The sequence below is a fragment of the Caulobacter sp. GW821-FHT09A05 genome, from assembly GCF_059418465.1.
This window is the reverse complement of record NZ_JBWKPX010000006.1, coordinates 142,207-166,755: the sequence shown is the minus strand read 5'-3', so window position 1 is coordinate 166,755 and position 24,549 is coordinate 142,207. Positions and strand designations below refer to the sequence as shown.

At 69.7% G+C, this 24,549-nt stretch carries 23 protein-coding genes and 1 pseudogene; 9 read left to right on the top strand and 15 right to left on the bottom strand.

From position 1 onward, the window contains the following. Positions 1-142: 142 nt before the first annotated feature. The 5 genes and pseudogenes from AC07NX_RS08230 to mdoH form a co-directional block, all read left to right on the top strand. Positions 143-1,339 carry a divergent polysaccharide deacetylase family protein gene (locus AC07NX_RS08230; protein ID WP_494640727.1) on the top strand — a complete coding sequence of 399 codons (1,197 nt, stop codon included), beginning with the start codon at positions 143-145 and terminating at the stop codon, positions 1,337-1,339. Beyond that, positions 1,336-1,833, top strand: a complete 498-nt coding sequence (locus AC07NX_RS08225; RefSeq protein WP_494640725.1) for an RNA pyrophosphohydrolase — start codon at positions 1,336-1,338, stop codon at positions 1,831-1,833. Before AC07NX_RS08230 ends, AC07NX_RS08225 begins: the two co-directional genes overlap by 4 nt. 26 nt (positions 1,834-1,859) lie before the next feature. Continuing rightward, complete coding sequence (locus AC07NX_RS08220) at positions 1,860-3,500, top strand: alpha/beta hydrolase (RefSeq protein ID WP_494640723.1); 1,641 nt, start codon at positions 1,860-1,862, stop codon at positions 3,498-3,500. Positions 3,501-3,544: 44 nt separating this feature from the next. Continuing rightward, positions 3,545-4,294 (top strand): alpha/beta fold hydrolase, encoded by a 750-nt coding sequence (locus AC07NX_RS08215; RefSeq protein ID WP_494640879.1) that lies wholly within the window; start codon positions 3,545-3,547, stop codon positions 4,292-4,294. Between the two features lie 200 nt (positions 4,295-4,494). Next, positions 4,495-6,339 (top strand): annotated as a pseudogene (gene mdoH / locus AC07NX_RS08210) (glucans biosynthesis glucosyltransferase MdoH); the annotation flags it as partial. A 17-nt stretch (positions 6,340-6,356) separates the two neighbouring features. On the opposite strand, the gene sugE reads toward mdoH, so the two are convergent. The 14 genes from sugE to AC07NX_RS08140 all read right to left on the bottom strand — a co-directional run bounded on the left by sugE (position 6,357) and on the right by AC07NX_RS08140 (position 18,683). Then, positions 6,357-6,680 (bottom strand): quaternary ammonium compound efflux SMR transporter SugE, encoded by a 324-nt coding sequence (gene sugE, locus AC07NX_RS08205; RefSeq protein WP_494640721.1) that lies wholly within the window; start codon positions 6,678-6,680, stop codon positions 6,357-6,359. A 134-nt stretch (positions 6,681-6,814) separates the two neighbouring features. Further along, complete coding sequence (locus AC07NX_RS08200; RefSeq protein WP_494640719.1) at positions 6,815-7,540, bottom strand: hypothetical protein; 726 nt, start codon at positions 7,538-7,540, stop codon at positions 6,815-6,817. Positions 7,541-7,698: 158 nt separating this feature from the next. Further along, positions 7,699-8,226, bottom strand: a complete 528-nt coding sequence (locus AC07NX_RS08195) for an NMCC_0638 family (lipo)protein (RefSeq protein WP_494640717.1) — start codon at positions 8,224-8,226, stop codon at positions 7,699-7,701. 117 nt (positions 8,227-8,343) lie between these two features. After that, positions 8,344-10,365: a S9 family peptidase gene (locus AC07NX_RS08190; protein WP_494640715.1), complete on the bottom strand. Its 2,022-nt coding sequence runs from the start codon at positions 10,363-10,365 to the stop codon at positions 8,344-8,346. 147 nt (positions 10,366-10,512) lie between these two features. Continuing rightward, positions 10,513-10,773, bottom strand: a complete 261-nt coding sequence (locus tag AC07NX_RS08185; RefSeq protein WP_028038864.1) for an ATP synthase F1 subunit epsilon — start codon at positions 10,771-10,773, stop codon at positions 10,513-10,515. Further along, positions 10,773-11,021: a hypothetical protein gene (locus AC07NX_RS08180; RefSeq protein WP_028038865.1), complete on the bottom strand. Its 249-nt coding sequence runs from the start codon at positions 11,019-11,021 to the stop codon at positions 10,773-10,775. Before AC07NX_RS08180 ends, AC07NX_RS08185 begins: the two co-directional genes overlap by 1 nt. Further along, complete coding sequence (gene atpD / locus AC07NX_RS08175; protein ID WP_035089940.1) at positions 11,021-12,655, bottom strand: F0F1 ATP synthase subunit beta; 1,635 nt, start codon at positions 12,653-12,655, stop codon at positions 11,021-11,023. The genes AC07NX_RS08180 and atpD overlap by 1 nt, the downstream gene beginning before the upstream one ends. Positions 12,656-12,708: 53 nt before the next feature. Further along, the gene (locus AC07NX_RS08170) at positions 12,709-13,584 is read right to left on the bottom strand and encodes a F0F1 ATP synthase subunit gamma (protein ID WP_035075699.1); all 876 of its coding nucleotides are present in this window, start codon (positions 13,582-13,584) and stop codon (positions 12,709-12,711) included. A 34-nt stretch (positions 13,585-13,618) separates the two neighbouring features. After that, entirely contained in the window at positions 13,619-15,151 is a 1,533-nt protein-coding gene (gene atpA / locus AC07NX_RS08165) for a F0F1 ATP synthase subunit alpha (RefSeq protein WP_494640712.1), read from the bottom strand. A 47-nt stretch (positions 15,152-15,198) separates the two neighbouring features. Continuing rightward, positions 15,199-15,753 (bottom strand): F0F1 ATP synthase subunit delta, encoded by a 555-nt coding sequence (locus tag AC07NX_RS08160; RefSeq protein ID WP_494640710.1) that lies wholly within the window; start codon positions 15,751-15,753, stop codon positions 15,199-15,201. A gap of 210 nt (positions 15,754-15,963) precedes the next feature. After that, positions 15,964-16,200, bottom strand: coding sequence for a PaaI family thioesterase (locus AC07NX_RS08155; protein ID WP_494640708.1), 237 nt, complete (start codon positions 16,198-16,200; stop codon positions 15,964-15,966). 163 nt (positions 16,201-16,363) lie between these two features. Next, on the bottom strand, positions 16,364-16,699 hold the full coding sequence (locus AC07NX_RS08150) for a DUF8200 family protein (protein ID WP_494640706.1): 336 nt from the start codon (positions 16,697-16,699) through the stop codon (positions 16,364-16,366). A gap of 222 nt (positions 16,700-16,921) precedes the next feature. Then, positions 16,922-18,142, bottom strand: a complete 1,221-nt coding sequence (locus AC07NX_RS08145) for an FAD-dependent oxidoreductase (RefSeq protein ID WP_494640704.1) — start codon at positions 18,140-18,142, stop codon at positions 16,922-16,924. A 115-nt stretch (positions 18,143-18,257) separates the two neighbouring features. Beyond that, positions 18,258-18,683, bottom strand: a complete 426-nt coding sequence (locus tag AC07NX_RS08140) for a hypothetical protein (protein ID WP_494640702.1) — start codon at positions 18,681-18,683, stop codon at positions 18,258-18,260. A gap of 259 nt (positions 18,684-18,942) precedes the next feature. On the opposite strand from AC07NX_RS08140, the gene AC07NX_RS08135 reads away from it, so the two are divergent. The 4 genes from AC07NX_RS08135 (at position 18,943) to AC07NX_RS08120 (ending at position 21,899) form a co-directional block, all read left to right on the top strand. Continuing rightward, positions 18,943-19,587 (top strand): LemA family protein, encoded by a 645-nt coding sequence (locus AC07NX_RS08135; RefSeq protein ID WP_494640700.1) that lies wholly within the window; start codon positions 18,943-18,945, stop codon positions 19,585-19,587. Positions 19,588-19,743: 156 nt separating this feature from the next. Beyond that, positions 19,744-20,529, top strand: a complete 786-nt coding sequence (locus AC07NX_RS08130; protein ID WP_494640698.1) for a TPM domain-containing protein — start codon at positions 19,744-19,746, stop codon at positions 20,527-20,529. Continuing rightward, positions 20,529-21,224, top strand: a complete 696-nt coding sequence (locus AC07NX_RS08125) for a TPM domain-containing protein (protein WP_494640696.1) — start codon at positions 20,529-20,531, stop codon at positions 21,222-21,224. The genes AC07NX_RS08130 and AC07NX_RS08125 overlap by 1 nt, the downstream gene beginning before the upstream one ends. Before the next feature lie 252 nt (positions 21,225-21,476). Continuing rightward, complete coding sequence (locus AC07NX_RS08120; protein ID WP_494640694.1) at positions 21,477-21,899, top strand: YybH family protein; 423 nt, start codon at positions 21,477-21,479, stop codon at positions 21,897-21,899. Between the two features lie 38 nt (positions 21,900-21,937). On the opposite strand, the gene AC07NX_RS08115 is transcribed toward AC07NX_RS08120, so the two are convergent. Continuing rightward, positions 21,938-24,313, bottom strand: coding sequence for a TonB-dependent receptor (locus AC07NX_RS08115; protein ID WP_494640692.1), 2,376 nt, complete (start codon positions 24,311-24,313; stop codon positions 21,938-21,940). Positions 24,314-24,549 lie beyond the last annotated feature (236 nt).

Sequence of the window (24,549 nt, the reverse complement as noted above, 5' to 3'; positions counted from 1 at the left end):
TGAGCGCGGCGGTTTCGTTCTCAGACCCCTCACCCGTCGTCCTCCGGACGACACCCTCTCCCGCAAGGGGAGAGGGAATTCGAACCATTCCGCCGCACCCCCATTAACCATATATTCGGCGCTTGCCCTTAAGGCTCGGACCATGGCCGTGACCTTCTCCCGCAAGCCCGCCTACGGCGCCGACGCGCCCGCGCCAAGCCGCGGGGATGGACGCGAGGACGGCGATCTGCGCGCCAGGATCCTGGCGGCGGCGGCCAACCCGTTCATCGGCGCCAGCGCCGCGGCCTTCCTGTTCCTGCTCAGCCTGGCCCTGCTGGTGCTGGTCACCGGCGACCCCAACAAGGGCTCGCCCCTGGTGCGGGTGGCCCTCGACCAGATCGGCACGACCAAGAACGTCCCGCCCGGCTGGCGCGAGGCCCTGGCCGGCGAGGGCGAGCAGGAAGCGCCGCTGCTGCCGGGCGCCCTGGACCTGTCGAACCTGCCGTTCCTGAGCCACGCCGACTCGGCCGACGACGCCGAGGCCGGGGCGATCGCCGCCCCGCCGCCCGTCGCCTCGGCCACCGGCCCGCTGCCGGCCGCCCCGATCGCCGGCCTCTACACGCCGGGCCCCGGCGGCGGCTCTCTGCCGGTGATCGCCCCCGACGGCCGCACGGCGGCCGAGGCCTACGCCCGCCCGTTCACCGCCGATGGCCGCCCCAAGGTGGCCCTGGTGATCGGCGGCCTGGGCCTCAATCCCCAGACCACCCGCGCGGCCATCGAGACCCTGCCGCCCGAGATCACCCTGTCGTTCGCCCCCTATGCCGAAGGCCTGCAGGGCTGGATCGACCTGGCCCGCAGCCATGGCCACGAGGTGCTGCTGGAAGCGCCGATGGAGCCGGTCGACTATCCCGCCAACGACCCGGGCCCCTACACCCTGATCGCCGCCAACCGCCCCGAGGACACGGTGCGCAAGCTGGAGTGGCTGATGTCGCGGGCGACGGGCTATTACGGCCTGACCAACTATCTGGGCTCGCGGTTCGTCACCAGCGACACGGCCATGACCACCTTCACCCTGGCCCTGAAGGCCCGGGGCCTGGCCTTCATCGACGACGGCCAGGCGTCCCTGCGCGGCGGGCCGATCCCCCGCGCCTCGGCCGACCGGATCGTCGACGACGAACTGTCGGCCGGCGCGATCGACGGCCAGCTGAAGATGCTGGAGGCCGGCGCCGCCGGTCGCGGCCAGGCCCTGGGCTCGGGCTTCGCCTATCCGGTGACCATCAACCAGGTGCGGCTGTGGGCCGCCGGCCTGTCCGGGAGGGGCTTGCAACTGGCCCCCGCCTCGGCCATGGCCAAGCGATGAGCGCCAGCCAAACGTCCGACCCCTATCCCGATCACCGGCCCAATGTCGGCGTCGTGCTGTTCCACCCGGACGGCCGCGTCTGGCTGGGCAAGCGCCACAACCAGCCGCCGCCCCATAACTGGCAGTTTCCGCAAGGCGGGGTCGACGACGGCGAGGACCTGCTGGCCGCGGCCCGCCGCGAGCTGGCCGAGGAGACCGGCGTCACCTCGGTCGACTATCTGGGCCGCACCGACGGCTGGCTGATCTACGACTTCCCCGCCGACTTCGCCTCGTCGAAAAAGGCTCGTGGATTCAAGGGCCAGAAGCAGGTGTGGTTCGCCTTCCGCTTCCTGGGCGACGAGTCCGAGATCGACCTGGAGGCCGACGCTCATGTCGAGTTCGACGCCTGGAAATGGGGCGCTCTCGACGAAACGCCCGAACTGATCGTACCCTTCAAGCGCGCGGTGTACGAACAGGTCGTCGTCGCGTTCGGTGGGTTCGCGCGCGGCGGCTGAAATCTCGCCGCATTGGGGAGCATGGAATGGCGGACACGATCCTGCTGATCCACGGCTACGGTTGCGCTGGAGACGTGTGGGATCCCATGGCCGCGCGGCTACGGGCCGAGGGCTACCGCGTCGTGTCGCCGACCATCCGCTCGGCCGTGCGTACGGTCGACGGCCCCCGGGCAGGCCTGGCCGGCCTGACCCTGGCCGACTATGTCGCCGAGATGGGCGCCCTGGCCCAGGCCCTGGCCAAGGAGGACGGCAGGAAGCCAATCGTCTTCGGCCACTCCATGGGCGGACTGATCGCCCAGAAGGTCGCCGAGGCCGGCCACGCCGATCGCCTGGTGCTGTTCGCCCCCGCCTCGCCGGCCGACGCCCGCGGCAAGCCCAAGCTCTCGCCGGTCTTCACCTTCCTGAACATGGCCCTGCAGTCCAAGCCCGAGACCCGGGCGGGCAAGATGTGGAAGACGGGCTTCAAGTTCGGCGTCATGAATGCCGTGCCGGCCGCGCGCCACGACGCGCTGTACGCGACCATGGTGCACGACAGCGGACAGGTGCTGGCCGACCTCGCCTGGCCGCACAAGGATCCGAACCGGGCCGCCCATGTCGACGCCACAAAAGTGACCGTCCCCGTGCTGGTCCTGGCCGGCGCCCTGGATCGCACCACGCCTCTCGAAGACGTGCGGCTCGTCGGCCGGAAATATCCGACCGCCGACCTCAAGATCTACCCCAACAACGCCCATTACCTGATAGATGAGCCAAACACGATGAGCATTCTCGACGACGTGATCGCCTGGCTGACGGGCAAACCGAAAGCCGCTCCGGCCCCGCCTCCGGCTCCCGCCCCAGCGCCCGCGCCCGAACCCGTGAAGGCCGCGGAGCCCTCACCGACGCCCGCCCCGGCTTCGATCGAACCCGCGCCGACCCCGGTCGCCAAGGCCTCCGCCGCGCCGACGGCGATCCCCCCCGAGCCAAAGCCCCCCAAAACCACGGCGAAGGCCGCGGCCAAGCCCGCTCCGGCCAAGGCGGCCGCTCCCAAGGCGACGCCGACCCCCAAGGTCACCAGGACAGCGCCGGCCCCGAAGCCGGCGGCTGCGAGAGCCCCGGCCAAGACCACGGCGCCCAAACCGGCCGTCGAGAAGCCCGCGGCCAAGGTCGCTCCGGCCGCCAAGGTGACCGCAAAGGCCGCTCCAAAAGCCGCCGCCGCGCCGAAGACGACAAGGGCCGCGCCGGCCGCGAAGGCGTCCGCCGAGGCCAGCGCCCCGAAAGCCACGCCCGCGCCGAAGGCCGCCGAGGCGCCGTCCGCCGCCAAGCCGGCGGCCAAGCTCAAGGCCGAAGCCAAGCCCGTCGCCGCCAAGGCGCCGGCCAAGACCGCCGCGCCCAAGCCGGCCGCCAAAGCGGCCGCCAAGGCGGCGCCGACGCCCAAAGCCGTCGCCCCGAAGGCAGCCCCGAAGGCCGTCAAGGCGGTCAAGGCGGTCGCGCCTGCGAAGCCGACGGCCAAGCCGAAGGGCGAGGCCGAGCCCGCCCCCGCCAAGGTCGCCGCGCCGAAGCCCTCGTCGACCCCGAAGGCGACCAAGGCCGCCCCGAAGACGCCTCCCAAGACGGCCCCGAAGGCAACCAAGGCGCCCGCGACGAAATCCGCCGCCAAATCTTCGCCATCACCGAAGAAGAGCGTGTAGGCTTGAGGCTCGGCGCTCTGGCCGACCGTAGCGGCGAGGCGCGCGTGACGACTCCGGTGATCATGGTGCACGGCGCCTTCTGCGGCGGCTGGACGTTCGACACGTTCCGCCGCCCCTTCGAGGCCGCCGGCCATGTCGTCCAGACCCCGGACCTGCTGGGCCATGGCGACGGGGCCCTGGTCGCCGGCCGCTCGATGATCGACTACGCCAAGCAGATCGCCGCCCTGTGCGAGGCCTGCCACGAGCCGCCCATCCTGATCGGCCACTCGATGGGCGGTCTGGTGGCCCAGATGGCCGCCGCCCGCGCGAGCGTCTCGCGGCTGATCCTGCTGGCCCCGTCCCCGCCCTGGGGCGTCACCGGCTCGTCCCTGGAGGAGGCGGCTTCGGCCGTCAGCCTCTACGCCCTGGGTCCCTACTGGCTGCAGGCCGTGGCCCCGGACTACAGCGTCGTCGAAAGCTACACCCTGGACCGCCTGCCCCGTGACCAGCGCAAGCGTCTCTACGCCAAGATGCACGCCGAGAGCGGCCGGGCGCTGTGGGAGACGCTCAACTGGTTCATGGACCCGTTCATGACCACCGGCGCCGGTCCGACCAACGTCCCCACCCTGGCGATCGCCGGCGGCCGCGACGTCATCCACCCCCCCGCCACCGTACGCCAGACCGCCGCGCGGCTGGGCGGATCGTGCGAGGTCTTCCCGTCGATGAGCCACTGGCTGCCCGGCGAACCCGGCTGGGAGGAGGTCGCCGCGACCTGCCTGGACTTCATCGCCGCCGAGGATCGCGCGGCCGCCTAGAGCGCGTTGGGCGAAAGTGTGAGCGGTTTCCCGTCGACTTCCGCTGCCCTCCAATTGCGGCGCTTTCGCGGCCGATCTTCGGCTCCTGCGCGGCAATCAGGCCGGTGTTTGACAGTATTCGGAGCTGCTTTGCCTAGAAATTCAGCGGCGATACACTGATGCAATCTATTGCCTAAACTTCAGGAACCTTGACGCGCGGGATGAGTTTTCGCGCGGAAGAGGTTTTCATGCACGCCTATAGCCATCCGCTACAACAACGCGAATCGGAGCGCCGTTCGTTCGCGGGACCGGACCCCCGCGGGGATCCCGCCGCGCCGCCGCCGGCGCCCCTGGCCATGCCGGACCAGCCGCTGCATCGCGCCGCCGAGCCGCGTCGTTTCGCGCCGATCCCGGGCCTGGGACGGCGGCGGGCGGCCCTGGCGGCGTTCTGCGTCCTGGCGACCGGCCTGGCGGTGTTCGCGGTGACGGCGGCCATGGCCGAGGACGGGCTGGACCCGCTGGAGGTCGCGCATGTGAGCCTGATCCTGGTGCTGTTCGGCTGGATGGCCTTCTCGTTCGCCGCCAGCCTGGGCGGGCTGTGGCTGTCGCGCCGGGCCGACGCCTGGGAGCGGGCGATGGCCCAGGCGCCGCTGCCGGCCCTGACCACCCGCACGGCCCTGCTGGCCCCGATCTATCACGAGGATGTCGGGCCGTTCTTCGCCCGGCTGGCCACCATGCGGGCCGGGCTGCACGCCCTGGGCCTGACGCCGATGTTCGACATCGTCGTGCTCAGCGACAGCCGCCGGCCCGAGGTGGTCGCCGACGAGCAGCGGGGCTTCGCCGCCTTCCGGCGCGGCGGCGTCGGCCCCCGGGCCTATTACCGCCACCGTCCGGAGAACATCGACCGCAAGGCCGGCAACGTCGCCGAATGGGTGCGCCGCCACGGCGGGGCCTATGACCACATGGTGGTGCTGGACGCCGACAGCCTGATGGACGCCCTGACCCTGTGGCGGCTGGCGGCGGCCATGGAGGCCGACCCGTCGCTGGGCCTGATCCAGACCGCGCCCAGCATCGTCGGGCGCCGCACGATGTTCGGCCGGCTGGAGCAGTTCGCCAACACCCTCTACGGTCCGCTGGCGGCATGGGGCATGGCCTGGTGGAGCGGGACCGACGGCAACTACTGGGGCCACAACGCCATCCTGCGGGTGGAGGCGTTCGCCCAGGCCGGCGGCCTGCCGCACCTCAAGGGCAGGAAGCCGTTCGGCGGTCATATCCTGAGCCACGACTTCGTCGAGGCCGCCTTCCTGCGCCGGGCCGGCTGGGGCGTGCGGCTGGCCCCCGCCCTGGGCGGCAGCTTCGAGGAGAGCCCGCCGACCCTGATCGATCACCTGATCCGCGACCGGCGCTGGTGCCAGGGCAACCTGCAGCACCTGGGCGTGCTGGCCGCCCGGGGCCTGCATCCCGCCAACCGGCTGCACCTGGCGCGCGGCGTGCTGAGCTACGCCCTGGCGCCGCTGTGGATCGCCCTGGTGGTCACCGGCGCCCTGCTCTCGGCCCCGGACGCGGGGACGGGCGGGGCCGGCGGCTATCCGCTGGCGGGGGCGGCGGTGCTGGCCGTCAGCCTGGGCTTCGTGCTGCTGCCCAAGCTGCTGTCCTACGCGATGATGCTGGCGGAAGGCCGGGCCCGGCAGTTCGGCGGCGCCTGGCGCGCCCTGGCCAGCGTCGGGCTGGAGACCCTGGCCTCGACCCTGACCGCGCCGATCATCATGGCCGCCCACACCCGCGCCCTGCTCTCGGTGGCCCTGGGCCGCGACGCCGGCTGGTCGGCCCAGCAGCGCGACGAGGGCCGGCTGAGCGGCCGCGCCGCCCTGGCCTTCCACTGGCCCGAGATGCTGATTGGCCTGGCCCTGGCCGCGCTCGGCCCCGCGATGGGCGCGGGCCTGTCGCCATGGCTGGCGGTGGCGGCCGCCAGCCTGGTCGCCGCGCCGTTCATCGTCTGGTGGACGGCCAGCATCGCCCGGGGGGTGCGCCTGAGGGACGCCGGCCTGCTGCTGACCCCGGGCGAGCGCCCGGCGGCGCCGGCTCAATGCGCCGGGGTGAACAGCTTCAGGCCCAGTATGCCCGAGACGATCAGCGCCAGGCAGACCAGCCGCCCGGCCGTGGCCGGCTCCTTGAACAGCAGGATGCCGACGATGGCCGTGCCCACCGCCCCGACCCCGGTCCAGACCGCATAGGCCGTGCCCAGCGGCAGGGACTTCACCGCCCAGCCCAGCAGGCCCATCGAGGCGACCAGGCTGACCCCGGTCAGCACGGTGGGGACCGGCCGCGTGAAGCCCTCGGTGAACTTCAGGCCCACGGCCCAGCCGATCTCGAACAGACCGGCGACGAAGAGGATGATCCAGGCCATGACCGGCTCCCATTGACCCGCGAAGGGGTGAGCGGGGTCGTCCCCGGAACAGCAAAAAAGGCGCGGGGTCGTCCCCGCGCCTTTTCTAGATAGGACCACCGGACCGGGGAGCAAGCCCCGGACCTGGCCAACCGCTAGCGGCTGGTGGTGCTGTACAGGATCTGGGCCTGCTCGTAGTTCTTGCCGATCGAGCTGTCGTCCAGCTTCTTCAGGCGCATATAGACCAGGCCGGCATGGCCGTCGGCCCAGGCGTCGTCCCACGACACCGTCAGGCGCTTGACGTCGCTGACCGTCAGGTCGTTGCGGATCAGGCGCAGCTGCGGCTTGTTCTCCCAGGTCGCCCAATCGTGCAGGGCGTTGGCCAGGGCCTGGGCCTGGGCGTCGCCCTGGGCGTACTGGATGGTGACGGTGCAGACGTTCTTGTTGCTGCCGGGATTGTCGACGGCGATCAGATACGGCTTGCCGATATCCATCACCCACTGCTCTTTCTTCTTCTTCATGCCGGCGGCCTTGGCCAGGGACGGCATGTCGCCGCCGACCACGGCCGGCTTGCAGACCTTGTCGAGCACGCCCAGCAGCTGCAGCGAAACGGGGTCGGTGGTGGGCGGGCCGCGGGTCGGGGCGACATAGTCCGGGGCCTGGCCGGCGGCCGGCGCGGCCACGGTCGGCGTCGCCGTCATGGGATCGGCCGGAGCGGCGGGGGTCTGGGCCGCCGGATCAGCGGCGGGCGCGGGAGCAGCGGCCGGCGCGGCGGCGGGAGCGGTCGGAGCAGTCGGCGCGGTCTGCTCCTGGGCGACGGCGGTCGAAACCGCCCCAACCAGGGCAATGGGAGCAATCAGGCTGGCGAGCGCAAGGCGCATGGTCGAGTTATCCCCGTTAGGCAAGAGGTCGGCATTAAAACCGACAGGCGTTCCCTCGCAACCCTTATGGTGGCCGATTAAGGCGGAGAATGGGTCACAAGTGTAATTTTCTTACCGGGCGGGTGCGACCTGACGCCCCAGGGGCGGAGGCGCCGCCCTCAGGGCTTGCCGGTGCTCAGCACGAAGGTCGCCGCGTTCGGGAAGTTGGCGACCACGACGTACAGCTTCAAGCCCGGATAGCCGGGCGAGACATAGGTCCCCTTCTGGATCAGTTGGCTGTCCTCGGCGACCTTCACGAAGCCCGAGCCGACGGCGATGCCGGCGTGGATCATGATGTTGCGCAGCAGGGTCGAGAAGGCGGCCGGATCGCTGGTGACCTGCTGGGCGCCGCCGTAATAGCCGACCTGGCAGAAGCCGTCCTGCGGGGCCTGGGCCAGGTAGAAGCGGGCGGTGGCGGGCGACACCCAGACCTTGGTCGCCGGTCCCTGCCACAGGGCCTGGATCGAGGCCGGGGCCGGCTTCCAGCCCAGCTTGGCGGCCGCGACCCCGACCGCCGCCGCGTTGGTCCCGGCCGGCAGGCAGACGCTCTTGAAGACGTCGACGACCTCCTGCCGATAGGTCGGAGCGGCCTGGGCCGAGCCCGTGAGCAGGGCCGCCGAAATGAGGATGGTCGCCAGAACGCGCATCGCTTTCCCCTGGCGCCAAGTGGCGCGGGCGGAAGCTTAGGCTCAATCGGAAGATTGCAGAACAATGTTCTGCAAACGTGACCCTAGAGCGTGTGGCAGCAAAAGTGTGAGCGGTTTCTAGGGCGCGGCGATCGCCTCCTTGAGGCCCGGCGTGAACTCGGCGCCGGCCTTGACCTGGGCGGTCGAGGCCTTGAGGGCGCCGCCGATCGGTTCGGAACGGCCGCCGAGGCAGCTCTTCAGGAACTGCTCGGTCACGGCGTTGAAGGCGATGTTGTTGACCGGCCGCGCGAAGCCATGGCCCTCGTCGGGGAACAGGACGTAGGTCACCGGTATGCCCTTGGCCTGCATCGCCTTGACGATCTGGTCGGACTCCGCCTGGTTGACGCGCGGATCGTTGGCGCCCTGGCCGATCAGCAGCGGCTTGGTGATCGCGCCGGCGCGGTAGACGGGCGAGCGGTCCTTGAGCAGGGCCAGGCCTTCCGGCGTGGTCGGGTCGCCCATCCGCTTGTAGAACTGCTGTTTGCCGGCCTCCCAGTAGGGCGGGATGGTCTTGAGCAAGGTTTCCAGGTTCGACGGACCGACGATGTCGACCCCGCAGGCGAAGGTCTCCGGCGTGTAGGTCAGGCCCACCAGCGTGGCGTAGCCGCCGTAGGAGCCGCCCATGATCGCCACCTTCTTGGGCGTGGTGACGCCGCTCGACACCGCCCAGCCGACCGCGTCAATCAGGTCGTCGTGCATCTTGCCAGCCCATTCGAGGTTGCCGGCGGCGATGAAGGCCTTCCCGAAGCCGGTCGAGGCCCGGTAGTTCACCGACAGCACCCCGTAGCCGCGGTTGGCCAGCCACTGGTGGCCGCCGTTGTAGCCGTAGGAGTCGCGGCCCCACGGACCGCCGTGCACGAGCAGCACCAGCGGCACGGGCTTTTCCGGCTTGCCGTCGCCATCGACGTCCGAGCCGGGCGGCAGGGTCAGGTAGGAGACCAGGGTCAGGCCGTCGCGGGCCTTGATCGCCTGGGGGAACATCGGGACCAAGGGCGCGCTCTTGAGCTCGGGCCGGCCGACGAACAGCTCGGTCACGGTCTTGGCCTTGCGGTCGTAGAGATAGGTGGCCGCCGGGGCGACGACCGGGTCGGAGGTCACGGTCCACAGATCGTCCGCGTCGGTGCGCGAGGTGACGTGCACGTCGCCCTTCAGCTTGCCGGCCAGGAAATCCAGGTCGGTCTTGATCGCCGGGTCGAGGGTCGTCCAGCTGTCGCGCAGATAGTCGACCGAATAGGCCTGGACGACGCCGGTCCTGGGATCGGCGAGGATCCCGCCGATGTCGGCCCGGGCGTCCTGGCCAATCACCGTGGACTTGCCGCTGGCCACGTCCTGGGCGACCAGCACGCTGGTGTCGCGCCCTCGGGAGTCCAGCCAGTACAGCGTCTTGCCATCGGCCGTGAAGCTCAGCGGCGCGGTGGTCATGGAGTCGTCCAGGCCGAAGGCGACCACCGGCTTGTCCTCGACCTTGCCGCCCGTCACCCGGTAGTAGTCGGCGCCGCCGTCGGACCGCTGCTTGGAAGCCAGGCGCAGGTTCAGGCCGTCGTCGGCTTCGAAGCCGGCATAGCCTTCGTTCTTCAGCAGCAGCGTCAGCGCGCCGGTCTTCAGGTCCAGGCTGTAGACGTCGTGCCACCTGGGATCGCGATTGTTGACCCCCACCAGGATGCGGTCCTTCACGCGGCGGCTGACGCCGAGGATCTGGGCGCGGGTCTTCTCGAACGGGGTCAGGGTGCGCTGGACGCCGCTGGCGACATCGACGCCGTAGATCAGGAAGTTCTCGTCGCCGCCCTTGTCGTTGACGAACAGCAGGGCCTTGGAGTCCGGCGACCAGAAGTAGCTGCGGATCGGCCGCAGCTTTTCCTCGGTCAGGGGCTTGGCCTTGGACAGGTCGGCGCGCGGGGCCACCCAGAGGTTCATCACCCCGTCGCGCGGCGCGATCCAGGCCAGCCACTGGCCGTCCGGGCTGATCCGTCCGGAAGCCCGGCTGGGATTGCCGAACAGCTTGGCGCGCTCGATCAGCGGCGCGGCGACAGGTTCGGCGGCCTGGGCGGCCAACGGCGTGACCGCCACGGCGAAGGCGAGGCTGATCAGGATCGGACGCATCGATGGCTCCCCCAAAAGGTCGGGCACAACCTTCGGTGAGCTTCAGCGCGGGCGCAAGTGTCCGCCCGTTCCAAACGCAAAACGGCCCGGACGCTTTCGCGCCCGGGCCGTCATGTCTTTAAGCGCCCGAAGGCGGGTCGTGGCGGTTTAGGCCGCCTCGACCGCGTGCTCGGCCAGGATGGTGAAGCCGTCCGGGCCGACGTCGGCGAAGCCGCCCTGGATGTCGAACAGGCGCACGCTCGAGCCGTCGCGGACCGTGACCCGGCCTTCGCGCAGGGTGGTCATGAACGGCGCGTGGTTCGGCAGGACGCCGAAGTCGCCTTCCGTGCCGGGCGCGTCGACCTGGTCGACCTCGGCGGAGAACAGTTCGCGCTCGGGCGCGACGAGGGAGAAGTGCAGCTTGGCCATCAGTCGTGAGTCTCCACGGCGCCCAGGGCCGCTTCGATGTCTTCGTCGGTCTGGATCTCGGTCCCGCAGAACGGGCAGAAGCGGATGGTGGCCAGCACGACGCCGGTTTCACCATCCTCTTCCCGATGACCCAGGTTGAGCAGGATCAACCCGCTGTCGTGCTCGATCAGCGCGTCCTCGGGATCCGAAGACACCGCATCCTCGAGCTCTTCGCAGCAGAAGTTGATCAGCTCGTGTTCGTCGGTCATCAGGCTTCGCCGGCCAGCTTTTCAGCCTTGGCCACCGCTTCCTCGATCGGGCCCACCATGTAGAAGGCGGCTTCCGGCAGGTGGTCGTACTCGCCGTCCACGATGCCCTTGAACGAGCGGATGGTGTCCTTCAGCTGGACGAAGGCGCCGGGCGTGTTGGTGAACTGCTCGGCGACGTGGAACGGCTGGCTGAGGAAGCGCTGGATCTTGCGGGCGCGGGCGACCGTCAGCTTGTCCTCTTCCGACAGCTCGTCCATGCCCAGGATGGCGATGATGTCCTTCAGGGCCTTGTACTGCTGCAGCACTTCCTGGACCGAGCGGGCCACGTTGTAGTGCTCCTCGCCGATGACCAGCGGGTCCATGATCCGCGAGGTCGAGTCCAGCGGATCGACGGCGGGGAAGATGGCCTGGGCGGCGATGTCGCGCGACAGAACGGTGGTGGCGTCCAGGTGGGCGAACGAGGCGGCGGGCGCCGGGTCGGTCAGGTCGTCGGCGGGCACGTAGATGGCCTGGACCGAGGTGATCGAGCCCTTGTTGGTCGAGGTGATGCGCTCCTGCAGGTTGCCCATCTCGGTGGCCAGGGTGGGCTGGTAGCCCACGGCCGAGGGGATGCGGCCCAGCAGAGCCGACACTTCGGCGCCGGCTTGCGTGAAGCGGAAGATGTTGTCGACGAACAGCAGCACGTCCTTGCCTTCTTCATCGCGGAAGTACTCGGCGATGGAGAGGCCGGTCAGGGCCACGCGGGCGCGGGCGCCCGGGGGTTCGTTCATCTGGCCGTAGACCAGGGCGCAGCGGCTGCCTTCGGTCGAGCCGTTGTTGGCCTTCGGGTCGACGTTGACGTTCGACTCGATCATCTCGTGATAGAGGTCGTTGCCTTCGCGGGTGCGTTCGCCCACGCCGGCCAGGACCGAGTAACCGCCGTAAGCCTTGGCGATGTTGTTGATCAGCTCCTGCATCGTCACGGTCTTGCCGACGCCGGCGCCGCCGAACAGGCCGATCTTGCCGCCCTTGGTGTAGGGGCACATCAGGTCGATGACCTTGATGCCGGTGACCAGCACTTCAGCCGTGTTGGTCTGCTCGGCGAACGACGGGGCGTCGCGGTGGATGGTGCGGAAGATGTCCGACTGGATCGGGCCCTGCTCGTCGATCGGCTCGCCGATGACGTTCATGATGCGGCCCAGGGTGCCCGGGCCGACCGGAACGCGGATCGACTCGCCGGTGTCGCGCACGGCCTGGCCGCGGACCAGGCCCTCGGTGGCGTCCATGGCGATGGCGCGGACGGTGTTCTGGCCCAGGTGCTGGGCGACTTCGAACACCAGGCGCTGGCCCGAGGCGGTGTTGACCGTCTCCAGCGCGTTCAGGATGGCCGGCAGCGGGCCTTCGAACTCGACGTCGACGACGGCGCCGATGACCTGCACCAGCTTGCCGGTGGCGGCGCCGATGGTGGCCGGGGCGGCCTGGGTCGCCTTGGGCGCCGCGGCCTTGGGGGCGGCGGGCTTCTTGGCGGCCGGAGCCTTGGCGGCGACGGCGGGAGCGGCGGCCGCGGCGGCGGCGGCCTTCGGGGCGGCGGGCTTCTTCACGGCGACCGGCTTTTCAGCGGCGGCGGCGGGAGCCTTAGCGGGGGTCTTGGCCATGGCGTGCGGGTCTTTCGTGCGTCTCTGCGTGCGTTTTTACGTTAGGCTTTTGATCAGACGGCTTCGGCGCCGGAGATGATCTCGATCAGCTCCTTGGTGATCTGGGCCTGGCGGGAGCGGTTGTATTCGAGGGTGTAGCGCTTGATCATGTCGCCAGCGTTGCGCGTGGCGTTGTCCATCGCCGTCATCTGGCTGGCGTAGAAGCCGGCCATGTTGTCGAGCAGGGCCGACAGGATCTGGACCGTCAGGTTGCGCGGCAACAGGGTCTCGAGGATGGCCTCTTCCGAGGGCTCGTACTCGTAGACGGCGGCCGGGCCCGAGGCCGCTTCCGCGCCCTCGACCACGGCCGGGATCAGCTGCAGGGCCGTCGGGACCTGCTGCACCACCGACTTGAAGCGGCTGTAGAACAGGGTGACCACGTCGACGTCGCCGGCCTCGTAGAGGCGGGTGACGACATCGGCGATCGGCTGGGCCACCGACAGGGTGAACTGACGATAGGCCGACAGGTCGAAGTTCTCGACGATGCGCTCGCCGTACAGGCGCCGCAGCTGGGCGGTCGCCTTCTTGCCGACGCAGACGATCTTCACGTCCTTGTCCTGGGCGACCAGGGCGTCGATCCGCTCGCGGGCGGCGCGGACGATCGACGAGGTGAAGCCCCCGGCCAGGCCCCGGTCGGCGGCGGCGACGATCACCAGGTGACGGTCGTCGCGACCCGTGCCGGCCAGCAGGGCCGGGGCCCCGTCGCCGGACACGCCGGCCGCCAGGTTGGCGATGACGTTCGACAGCCGGCGCGCATAGGGGCGCGCGGCCTCGGCCGCATCCTGGCTGCGGCGGAGCTTGGCCGCCGCCACCATCTGCATCGCCTTCGTGATCTTCTGCGTCGCCTTGACGCTCGAGATCCGATTGCGCATTTCCTTCAAGCTGGCCATTCGGCGCTACTCTCTCCGAGCGTTCCGAGGGGGCTTAGGCGAAGGTCGCCGAGAAGCTGTCGAGCACGCTCTTCAGCGTGTTCTCCAGGTCCTTGTCGAGGGCCTTCTTGGTGCGGATGCCGTCCAGCAGGTCCTTGTGCTGGCTGTGCAGGCGCGCCAGGAACTCGCTCTCGAAGCGACGGACCGACGAGGTCGGGATCTTGTCCAGGTAGCCGCGGGTGCCGGCGTAGATCACGCAGACCTGCTCCTCGACCGCCTGCGGCGCGTATTGCGGCTGCTTCAGCAGCTCGGTCAGGCGCTCGCCACGGGCCAGCATCTTCTGGGTCGAGGCGTCCAGGTCCGAGCCGAACTTCGCGAAGGCTGCCATTTCACGATACTGGGCCAGCTCGCCCTTGATCGGGCCGGCGACCTGCTTCATCGCCTTGATCTGGGCCGACGAACCGACGCGCGACACCGAGATGCCGACGTTCACGGCGGGGCGGATGCCCTGGTAGAACAGGTCGGTTTCCAGGAAGATCTGGCCGTCGGTGATCGAGATCACGTTGGTCGGGATGTAGGCCGACACGTCGTTGGCCTGGGTTTCGATGATCGGCAGGGCCGTCAGCGAGCCCGAGCCGTTGTCTTCATTCAGCTTGGCGGCGCGTTCCAGCAGGCGCGAGTGCAGGTAGAAGACGTCGCCCGGATAGGCTTCGCGGCCCGGCGGACGGCGCAGCAGCAGCGACATCTGGCGGTAGGCGACGGCCTGCTTGGAGAGGTCGTCATAGATGATCAGGCCGTGCAGGCCGTTGTCGCGGAACCACTCGCCCATGGCGCAGCCGGCGAACGGGGCCAGGTACTGCAGCGGGGCCGGCTCCGAGGCCGAGGCCACGACGACGGTCGTGTATTCCAGGGCGCCGTGCTCTTCCAGGGTCTTGACGATCTGGGCGACGGTCGAGCGCTTCTGGCCGATGGCGACATAGACGCAGTAGAGCTTGGCGCTCTCGTCCGTGCCGGCGTTGGCGGCCTTCTGGTTCAGGATGGTGTCGATGGCGACGGCGGTCTTGCCGGTCTGGCGGTCGCCGATGATCAGCTCGCGCTGGCCGCGGCCGACCGGGATCAGGGTGTCGATCGACTTCAGGCCGGTCTGCACGGGCTCGTGCACCGACTTGCGCGGGATGATGCCCGGGGCCTTGACGTCGACGCGGCGGCGCTCGGTGTATTCGATCGGGCCCTTGCCGTCGATCGGCTCGCCCAGCGGGTTGACGACGCGGCCCAGCAGGCCGCGGCCGACCGGCACGTCGACGATCTCGCCGAGGCGGCGGACTTCGTCGCCTTCCTTGATGGCCTGGTCCTGGCCGAAGATCACGGCGCCGACGTTGTCGCGCTCGAGGTTCAGGGCCATGCCCTTCACGCCGGCCTTGGGGAACTCGACCATCTCGCCGGCCTGGACGTTGTCCAGACCGTAGATGCGGGCGATGCCGTCACCGACGGACAGCACCTGGCCGACGTCCGAGACGGCGGCTTCTTCGCCGAAATTGGCGATCTGCGACTTGAGGATGGCCGAAATCTCGGCGGCGCGGATGTCCATGGCTGTTTGGGCTCTCTGCGATCTATCTTTTGGGCGCGCTTATACGCTTAGGCGCGCTTCAGGGCGAATTTCAGGGAATCGAGCTTCGAACGGAGCGAAGCGTCGAACAGGCGGGAGCCGACGCGCACCTTGATGCCGCCCAGGATGGACGGATCGACGCGGGTCGAGATTTCGGGGGTCTTGCCGACGGCGGTGGCGACCGCGACCGACACGCCCTTCAGCTGGGCGGCGGTCAGGGCCTTGGCGGTGGTCACCTCGGCGGTGACGACGCCGCGATGCTGGGCCGACAGCTCGACGAACGCGCTGATCGCGCCCAGCAGGTCGCCGGCGCGGCCGTTGCTGGCCACCAGGCCCAGGAACTTGGCGGTCAGCAGCTGGAACTTGGCCTTGGCGGCCACGGCGGTCAGGCCCTTGGCCTTGTCCTCGGCCGAGAAGGCCGGGCTGTCGATCAGGCGGCGCAGGTCGGCGCTCTCGGCCGCCATCGCCCGCAGCGCCTTCAGGTCGGCCTCGACCTGGGCCAGCTGGTTGCTCTCGATCGTCAGTTCGAACAGGGACTGCGCATAGCGCTGACCCGCATCCGTCGCCTTGGTTTCGTCCGCCACTTGTTCCGCCCGGTGCGTTGCAATCGCCGCGGACAAGAAGATTAACCCTCGTCCCGGCTTAAAGGCTTGAGCGCGCTCCAGAAAAGCGCATGGACGGCCGGCGCTGACGCGCTGCCCTGTCCGAAGCCGCGCGCCTGATAACACGCAGCCTTCGCAGTCGCAACCAAGGCCAATGCGTAAGGAGCGGCGGCGTTTCGGAAAAGCGGTCCGCTAACCGCGCGCGACCCTGCGGAACACCGCCGAGGCGGTGGCCACCAGATTTCCGTCCTCGGTACGGGCCTCGGCCTGAGCGAAGACCAGGCTGCGGGTCGCGCGCTCGATCCAGGCCTTGTGGGTGGAGACCGGGGCGGCGGCGGCGTAGTCGACCGTCATCGAGGCCGGTACGGCGTCGGGGCCGGCGATCCGGCGCAAGGCGTCTTCCAGCAGGGCGGCGGTCGAGGCGGTCATGCACGGTCCCTTAGTCCGATCCTCGCCCGTGGATAAGGGGGCCCCGAAGAGGGGCCAAGAAAAAGGGCGGCGAGACCGGCCCGCCGCCCATCAGGCGAATGTTCGAGGAAACAGCCGGACAGGGCGGGAGGGCCCCAGGGCGTCCGGGTACTATAGAGTGCGCCTACTTCTCGGCCGTCTGCACGCCGGCCTTGGCCGAGGCGTTGCAGCGGGTCAGGTCGTCGGCGTCCAGCGACTTGGTGTCGCCGCCGAAGGCCGCCACCCGGCCGACTTCCTTGGCCAGGGCCTTGCAGGAAACGGCGGTCAGGGCCCGCGACGGGGCAGAGGTCGAGACGCACTCGGCGCCTTCGCAGACGAAGACGGCGCCGCCGGCGACGACCTTGGTCTTGGCGGCCAGCGGGTTTTCCAGGGCGACGGCGATGCGGCCGTCGGCGAAGGCCGAGCCGGCGAACAGGCAGGTCGTCAGGGCGGCGACAGCCGCCAGGGATTGGAGCTTCATCAGAGAGCCCTCCAGCGTGTACAGGGGAGTTGGATCGAATGATCGGCGATAAGCTGTACTGGTCGTTCCGAACCGGGGATGTCGGCGCCGGTATCCCCACCGGGGCGCCAGCTCGGAACTAAGCACTGCTTAGATATCAGTGTTCAGAAATTGCGCAAGCGGAATCTATTTCGCATGAGCATTTTTTAATGAAACGTTTGTTTCTATCGCAGGTTGCTCATCTTAGAGCAACGCCCTGGCGTAGAGCTCGGCGATGGTCGCCACCGCGTTCTCCGCCTCCGCCCGGTCGGGCCGTTCCTCGGTGACGCCATAGCCCCACATGTCGCTGTCGCCCGTGTACTGGACGACGATGCCGTCCGGCCGCGGCAGGACCGAGACGTGGCGGTAATAGAGTCCGTAGCGAACCTCCGGCTGCGGGGCGAGCCAGGCGATCTGGCCGCGCACCGGGGTGATGGTGTCGTCCTTCCACAGGGCCCGCGCGCCATAGCCGGTGCAGTTGACCACCACCGGCTCCCTCAGCCGCGCCAGGTCGGCGGGGGTGTCGAAGGTCATGGTCACGATCTTGCCGCCCTCCATCAGGAAGTCGTTGGTCAGCAGGTGGGCCAGGTCGGTGACGTTGAACTGCATCGACGTCCCGTGCCGGACCCGGCCGACCGGGAACGGATGGCCGCCCGCCGGCAGGTCGTGGAACCCCGGCACGATATCGCGTAGGCGATCCCCGTATTCGGCGAAGTGGATGGCCCCCGCGCCCGAATTTCTGGAGGGGGACGGGCCGCTCTGGGTCGCGCCGTCGAACAGGGTGTAGCGATCGCTCCACGACACCGGCTCGCCGGGCAGGCCCAGCAGGGTCTGGTAGGTCGCGTAGGACGTGCGGGCCATCTCTTCCCACAGGGCCGGGAAGCCGGGCGCGACCTTGTCGGCGTCGGCGACGCGCGAGTCCGGCGACCAGGTGCCGGTGGCGCGGAACGAGCGGGTCTGGGGCGTGCGCTCCTTGGCGTAGATCGTCACCTTGGCGCCGGCCCGCTGCAGCAGCAGGGCCGAGGTCAGGCCCAAGGCGCCGCAGCCGATCACCGCCACTTCCTTCGTGCCGCCCTCCAGCGCCTTGCCGGCGGCGATCGTGCTGGAGCCCCACGACAGCGACCAACCGCTGCCGCCGTGGCCGTAGTTGTGGACCACCCGCTTGTCCCCGACCGTCTCGACGTCGAGGCGCGGGCCGGCGGCGCGGAACGGCCGCAGGCAGACGGTGATCCTGGTGATGCGGTCGGCGCTCATCCGCAGCGGGGCCAGCGGCGGGACGACGAAGGCGGGGCGGGCCGGCGCGATCAGGCCAGGGGCGCGGCGGACCGAGGCCCCGCCCGGCGTCACGCAGCCAGCCAGGCTGGTCGCGCCAAGGCCGCCCAAGCCCGCCAGCACGGCCCGTCGGCTGCTCGTCGTGATCCTCATGGCCCGTCCCCTGGAAGCTTTACACGGGCGGACCCTAGCCTTGGCCTCCCGGACGCGCCAAGGCTCTATCCCTCAACGCCCGGTCAGCATCGAGGCGGGCGGATAAAAGAGGCAGCTAAAGCCCGAGGATCGAATCGAAACGGCTCTTGGCCGCGGCCTGGACGGGCCGGTCCTCGACCATGCCGTCCAGCCGGGCGTAGCGGCCGTCCTTGCCGACCTTGCGGCGGATCTCGTCGGCGTTGATCACCACGGTCCGGCTTTCGCGATCCAGGACCTTGCCCATGATCGCCGCGAACACGGCGCCGGCCAGGGCGGCCGCCAGCGGCCCGAAGGCGTCCAGCCAGGTCTCGCCGAAGATCGCCCGCAAGCGGCCGATCAGCAGTTCGCGGTTGGGCTGCTCGTCGATCAGGGCGATGAAGAAGCGCGCGCCGCCCTCGATCCCGGCGACCAGGATCACGGCGATGGCCACGCCCAGCCAACGCGGCTTGGCGTAGAGGCCAAGCACGGCTCCCAGCACGGCGCAGGCGGCCATCGTGATCATGGCGGTGATCCTGCCGCGCCCGGGTGAGCTTGCGATTAAGACGCGACGGCGACCGATTGTCGCAAGCAAGCCACGATTGATCTCGCTCGGACGTCGCCACCGTGACGTTTCCAGGATGACAAATGCGCGCATTGCGAGAGAATGCACGCGCAGGTCGTCGCCGCGTTTGCATCGGCGCGGGGCTGGCCCTTAGTGTGCGTCGACCGCCCGAAACACATACGGCGCTACGCCCGGATCCAATCAGGCCCGAAGGGACTTCATGCGGATGCTCAGAACCCTCACCCGTCTCGCCCCCGTCATCGCCGTGAGCCTGTTCCTGGCCGGTTGCGGGATCAACACCATCCCCACCCAGGACGAGGCGACCAAGACCGCCTGGGCCGAGGTCCAGAACCAGTACCAGCGGCGCGCCGACCTGATCCCCAACCTGGTGGCGACGGTGAAGGGCTACGCGGCCCAGGAGAAGGGCGTGCTGACCGCCGTCACCGAGGCCCGGGCCAGCGCCACCCAGGTCAAGGTCGACGCCTCGACCATCACCGACCCGGCCCAGTTCCAGCAGTACGCCGCCGCCCAGGACAAGCTGTCGGGCGTGCTGGGCCGGCTGATGATGATCCAGGAAAGCTATCCGGAGCTAAAGTCGAACCAGAACTTCCTGGCCCTGCAGAGCCAGCTGGAGGGCACCGAGAACCGCATCTCGATCGCCCGGCGCGACTACAACAACACCGCGCAGGTCTACAACACCACCCTGCGCACCTTCCCCAGCATCATCTGGGCCAAGACCCTGTACGGCTCGCAGAAGCCCGCCCAGCTGTTCCAGGCCACGGCCAACGCCCAGTCGGCGCCGAACGTCAACTTCGACGCGCCGCCGGCCCCGGCCGTGAACACCCAGCCCGGCCCGGCGCAGTAGGTGGGCCTGAACGCTCTTTCCCTTCTCCTCCCCCGCAAAGCGGGGGAGGTAGCGCGTCGCCATCGGCGGCGTGACGGAGGGGGCGTCCCGGCCGTCGCCGAGCGCCCCCTCCGTCACGATGCGTATCCGCATCGCGCCACCTCCCCCGCTGCGCGGGTGAGGAACTGGGGGCTCGCGGCCCTCATCTTCTTCTTCGCCCTCCCCGCCCTGGCCGCGGCCCCCACCTTCCCCACCCTGACCGGACGCGTGGTCGACGGCGCCGACATCCTGTCGCCGGGAGTCGAGGCCGCGCTGACCACCAAGCTGGAGACCCTGGAGAAGAGCACCGGGCGTCAGCTGGTGGTGGCCACCGTGCCCAGCCTGCAGGGCTACGAGATCGAGGACTACGGCTACCAGCTGGGCCGCACCTGGGGCATCGGCCAGAAGGGAACCAACACCGGCGCCCTGCTGATCGTGGCCCCGACCGAGCGCAAGGTGCGCATCGAGGTCGGCTACGGCCTGGAGCCGATCCTGACCGACGCCCTGTCCAGCGTCATCATCCAGACGGCCATCCTGCCGAAGTTCAAGGCCGGCGACCTGGAGGGCGGGGTCGTCGCGGGGACCGACGCGGTCATCGCCCAGTTGGCCCTGCCGGACGAGGAAGCCCGGGCCAAGGCGGCCCAAGCCTTCAAGGTCTCGCAGCAGGCCGAGCGGAGCGCCGGCGCCTCGCCGATCCTGGCCCTGCTGGTCCTGTTCGTCGTCATCGTGGTGCTGAGCCAGGTGTTCGGCCGTCGGGGACGGCGGGGCGGCGGCCTGGGCTCGGCCCTGCCCTGGATCATCCTGAACGGCATGCTGAGCGGCGGCCGCGGCGGAGGCGGCGGCTGGAGCGGCGGCGGTGGCGGCGGCGGGTTCTCCGGCGGCGGCGGCTCGTTCGGCGGCGGCGGATCTTCGGGGAGTTGGTGATGCACACGCTTTCACAGGCCGACCAGGACCGCATCGCCCAGGCGGTGGCCCAGGCCGAGAAGACCACCGCCGGCGAGATCTATTGCGTGCTGGCCCCCGAGGTCGGCGACGACCGCGCCGTTCCGCTGATCTGGGCGACCGGCGCGGCCCTGTTGCTGCCGGCCCTGGCCCTGCTGGCCGGCTTCCGGCCCGAGATGCTGAGCCGGCTGTTCGGCGGCTGGAGCATCGGCCACGCCGCCGCCCAGGACGTGGCCATTCTCTCGGCGCTGCTGACCTATATCGGCCTGCAGGCGGCGATCTTCGCCGTCGTCGCCGCCCTGGTCTCGATCCCGGCCGTGCGCCGCGCCCTGATCCCGCCCGCTGTCAAGAAGGCCCGGGTGCGCCAGGCGGCGCTGGACTATTTCATGGCCAAGGACCTGCACCTGACCCGCGAGCGCACCGGGGTGCTGATCTTCGCCGCCCTGGCCGAGCATCGCGTCGAGGTGATCGCCGACGACGGCGTCCACGCCGCCGCGCCCAGCGGGGTCTGGGACGAGGTGGTGGCCGACCTGGTCGCCGGCCTCAAGCGCGGCGCGATCGCCGACGGCTTCGTGGCGGCCGTCGCCCGGGCCGGCGCGATCCTGGCCGCCCATGCGCCGCCGCGGCCGGACGACCGCAACGAACTGCCCGACGGCCTGACCGTGCTGCCGCGCTAGAGACCCTGGCCTTCGGGAACCGACGGCGATCGCACAAGGATCCACCGAGAAGAAGCTGTCATCCCGGACAAGCTCGGCGAAGCCGGGCGCCGATCCGGGACCGCCGCAAGCTCTGAGTTCACGCCCCGGTCCCGGATCGTCGCGCTACGCGCTCGTCCGGGATGACAATCGTCTTCGGTCATGGGTGATCGCGCCGCCGGCAGGGTGCGTTTGCTCCCGTCGCGCGTTGTGGGCGTGACGCAGGAGGCTCCGATGACCGACCAGGACGACTTCACCGCCTTCCTCGACCAGCGCCGGCGCGTCGCCCAGGCCTATGTCAACGGCGACGCCGGGCCGCTGGGCGAGATCGCCGCCCAGGCCAATCCGGCCACCTTCTTCCCGCCCGGCGGCGGGCGCGAGGAAGGGGCCGGCCACGTCACCGCCGTCAACGCCCGCGGCGCCCGGAGCATGGCGAACGGCGGCGAGACCACGCTGGAGATCCTGCACAGCCAGGCCAGCGGCGACCTGGCCTACTGGACGGGCCTGCAGCACGCCACTGTCCGCTTCGCCGACCGGGACGAGCCGGTCGAGATGCACCTGCGGGTGACCGAGATCTTCCGGCGCGAGGACGGCGCCTGGAAGGTGATCCACCGCCACGCCGACTTCCTGACCGAGGCCAGGCCGCCGGGACAATAGAACGGGGACACGCCGCGAGGGCGTGTCCCCGACGGGGCCTAGAACGACTTGCGGATCGTCAGGCCCGCCGTGCGCGGCTGGCCGATCGAATAGCCCAGCCGGGCCCGGCCGCCGCGCTCGCGGTCGAACGACAGCAGGGGGTTCTCGTCGGCCACGTTGTTGACGTAGGCGATGATGTCCAGGCCGTTGTCCATCTGCACCCCGGCGCTGAGGTTGATCAGATCGTAGCTGGGCAGCTGCAGGTCCAGCACCGTGGCGTCGGCGCCCGAGGCCCCGCCGAACGGCAGGCCCGAGACGAACGAGCGCGGATTGTTCTCCTGGTCGCTGGCCTGGGTGTAGCGGTTGCCCACGTGCTGGAACGAGGCGGTGACATAGCCGTCCATCGTCGCGGTCAGGGTCCGCGTATAGGTGGCGCTGACCGAGATCTGGAACTTGGGCACCGACGGCAGGCGGTTGCCTTCGCGGATGCCGCCGATCACCGCGCCCGTGCCGTCGCGGACCGTGGAGTCGAACTCGGCCTCCAGCAGGCTGCCCGAGACGCTGAGGTCGAAGCCTGGCGCCAGGCGGGCCGACAGCTCGCCCTCGATCCCCTTGGTGTGGGCCTTGGGCACGTTGAACACCACGCGCGACGAGCACGAGCCGGCGTCCAGGGTGGTCTGCAGGTTCTTGATGTCGGTATAGAAGACAGCGCCGTTGAAGGTGACGCCGCCCATCCGGGTCTTCACCCCGCCCTCGTAGTTCCACAGCGTCTCGTCGTCATAGGACTGGAAGCCGCCGAAGATCGCCGCGTCCTGCGGGGTGCACAGCGGCAGGTTCAGGGGGTCGTTGACCCCACCCAGCCGGAAGCCCTTGGACGCCTGGGCGTTGAAGGTCAGGCCGGGATTGGCCTTGTAGCTGACCAGCAGGCGGGGGGTGAAGCCGTCGGACGAGGTCTTGTCGACCTGGTCGTCGCCGTTGGCGAACAGGCCGCCGGAGGTGAAGCGGCGGTTCTCGCTGAAATCGTAGTAGCGGCCGCCGGCGGTGATGGTCAGCTTCTGGATCTCGTAGCTGGCCTCGCCGAACACCGCCTTCTGCTTGATCTTGTAGGGCAGGGAGGCGTTGTACGGCGAATTGGCCGGGAAGCCGTTGGCCACGGCGGCCGAGGTCCCGGCCCCGAGGGTGGCGTCGGTATAGGCGTCGTAGCCGGGCGTCGGCAGGCGCTGGTTGTAGACCCGGTCGACCTTCGAATAGAACGCCCCGACCAGCCACTGGAACGGACCGTCGCCGTCGGAGCCGAGGCGCGCCTCCTGGGTGAACTGCTCCAGGTCGGTGGTGTCCACCAGCTTGGACGGCAGGGTCACCGCCGCCGCCGGGAAGCCCAGGTCCACCGACACGCTGCCGGTCAGGGCGCTGGCGTCGCGGTTCACGTCGATCTTGCGGTCGATATAGCTGGTCACCGAGGTCAGCTTCAGGCCGTTGAACCCGAACGACGCGGTCAGGTCGCCCAGGAAGGTCTTGTCGCCGAAGCTCTCGTCCAGCAGCAGGTACTGCTCGCGCTCGCCCATCGTGATCGGCGGGCGGGTGGTGGTGAACGGGTTGGCGAACAGGTTGAACGATTCCTGGCGATTGAAGCCGCCGGCGTGGATCTTCTGGTAGACGAGACGCGGGGTGATGCTGATGTCCTCGGTCGGCCGGAACAGCAGCGACACCCGGCCGCCGCGGCGATAGCCGTCGTTGACGTTGTTCTTTCTCGTGCCGCCCTCGCCCAGGGCGTCGACGAAGCCGCCGTATTCGGTGTCGTAGCCCACCACCCGCAGGGCGGCCTTGTCCGACAGCGGCAGGTTGACCGCGCCCTTCACGTAGCCGCCGACGTCGCCGCCCTTCAGGGTGTTGAAATTGGCCTCCACCGTGCCCTCGTAGGTCTGAAGCCTGGGCTGGTTGGTGATGTAGCGGATGGTGCCGCCGACCGAGCCCGAGCCGAACAGCGTGCCCTGCGGCCCGCGCAGGGTCTCGACCCGGTTCAGGTCGAACAGGTCGATGTCCGGCGTGAACAGCGACAGCGAGATCACCGACTCGTCGAGATAGACCCCGACCTGCTCCTTGACGCCCGGCTGGTCGCGGACCACCTGGCCGGCCGAGACGCCTCGCACCGACACCTGGCTCTGGCCTGGGCCGAGGTTCTGGATCGTCAGGCCGGCGACATTGCGCGACAGGTCCTCCAGGGTCACCGCCCCGGACTTCTGGATGTCGGCCTGGCTCTGGGCGTTGATCGAGAACGGCACGTCCAGGATCGTCGCGTCGCGCTTGGTGGCGGTGACGATCAGCTCCTCGACGGTGTCGACCTGCTGGGCGTAAGCCGCCGCCGGCAGGGCGATCGACGCCGCCAGGGCGGTCGCGGCCAGCAGCGCGTGCCGGCGTTGGGTGACAGGTCGCATGAATTCCTCCCGCTCAAGTTTTTCGGCGGCCCTGGATTATAATTATCGGCCACAACCTGAGCGTTCTTGGGGGAATCAGTGAAAGTCAACGCCAAACCAGATCAGGGCGTCGGCATGATGAGATTTCCCGGCGCGCGTGGATTGCGGGCAACAAAAACCCAGGTTTTCTTCCCCCCGGCCGCGCGCAATGGTCAAGCTCTAGGTCTGTTCCTGGCCAGCGCTGGCGCCGACGCGAT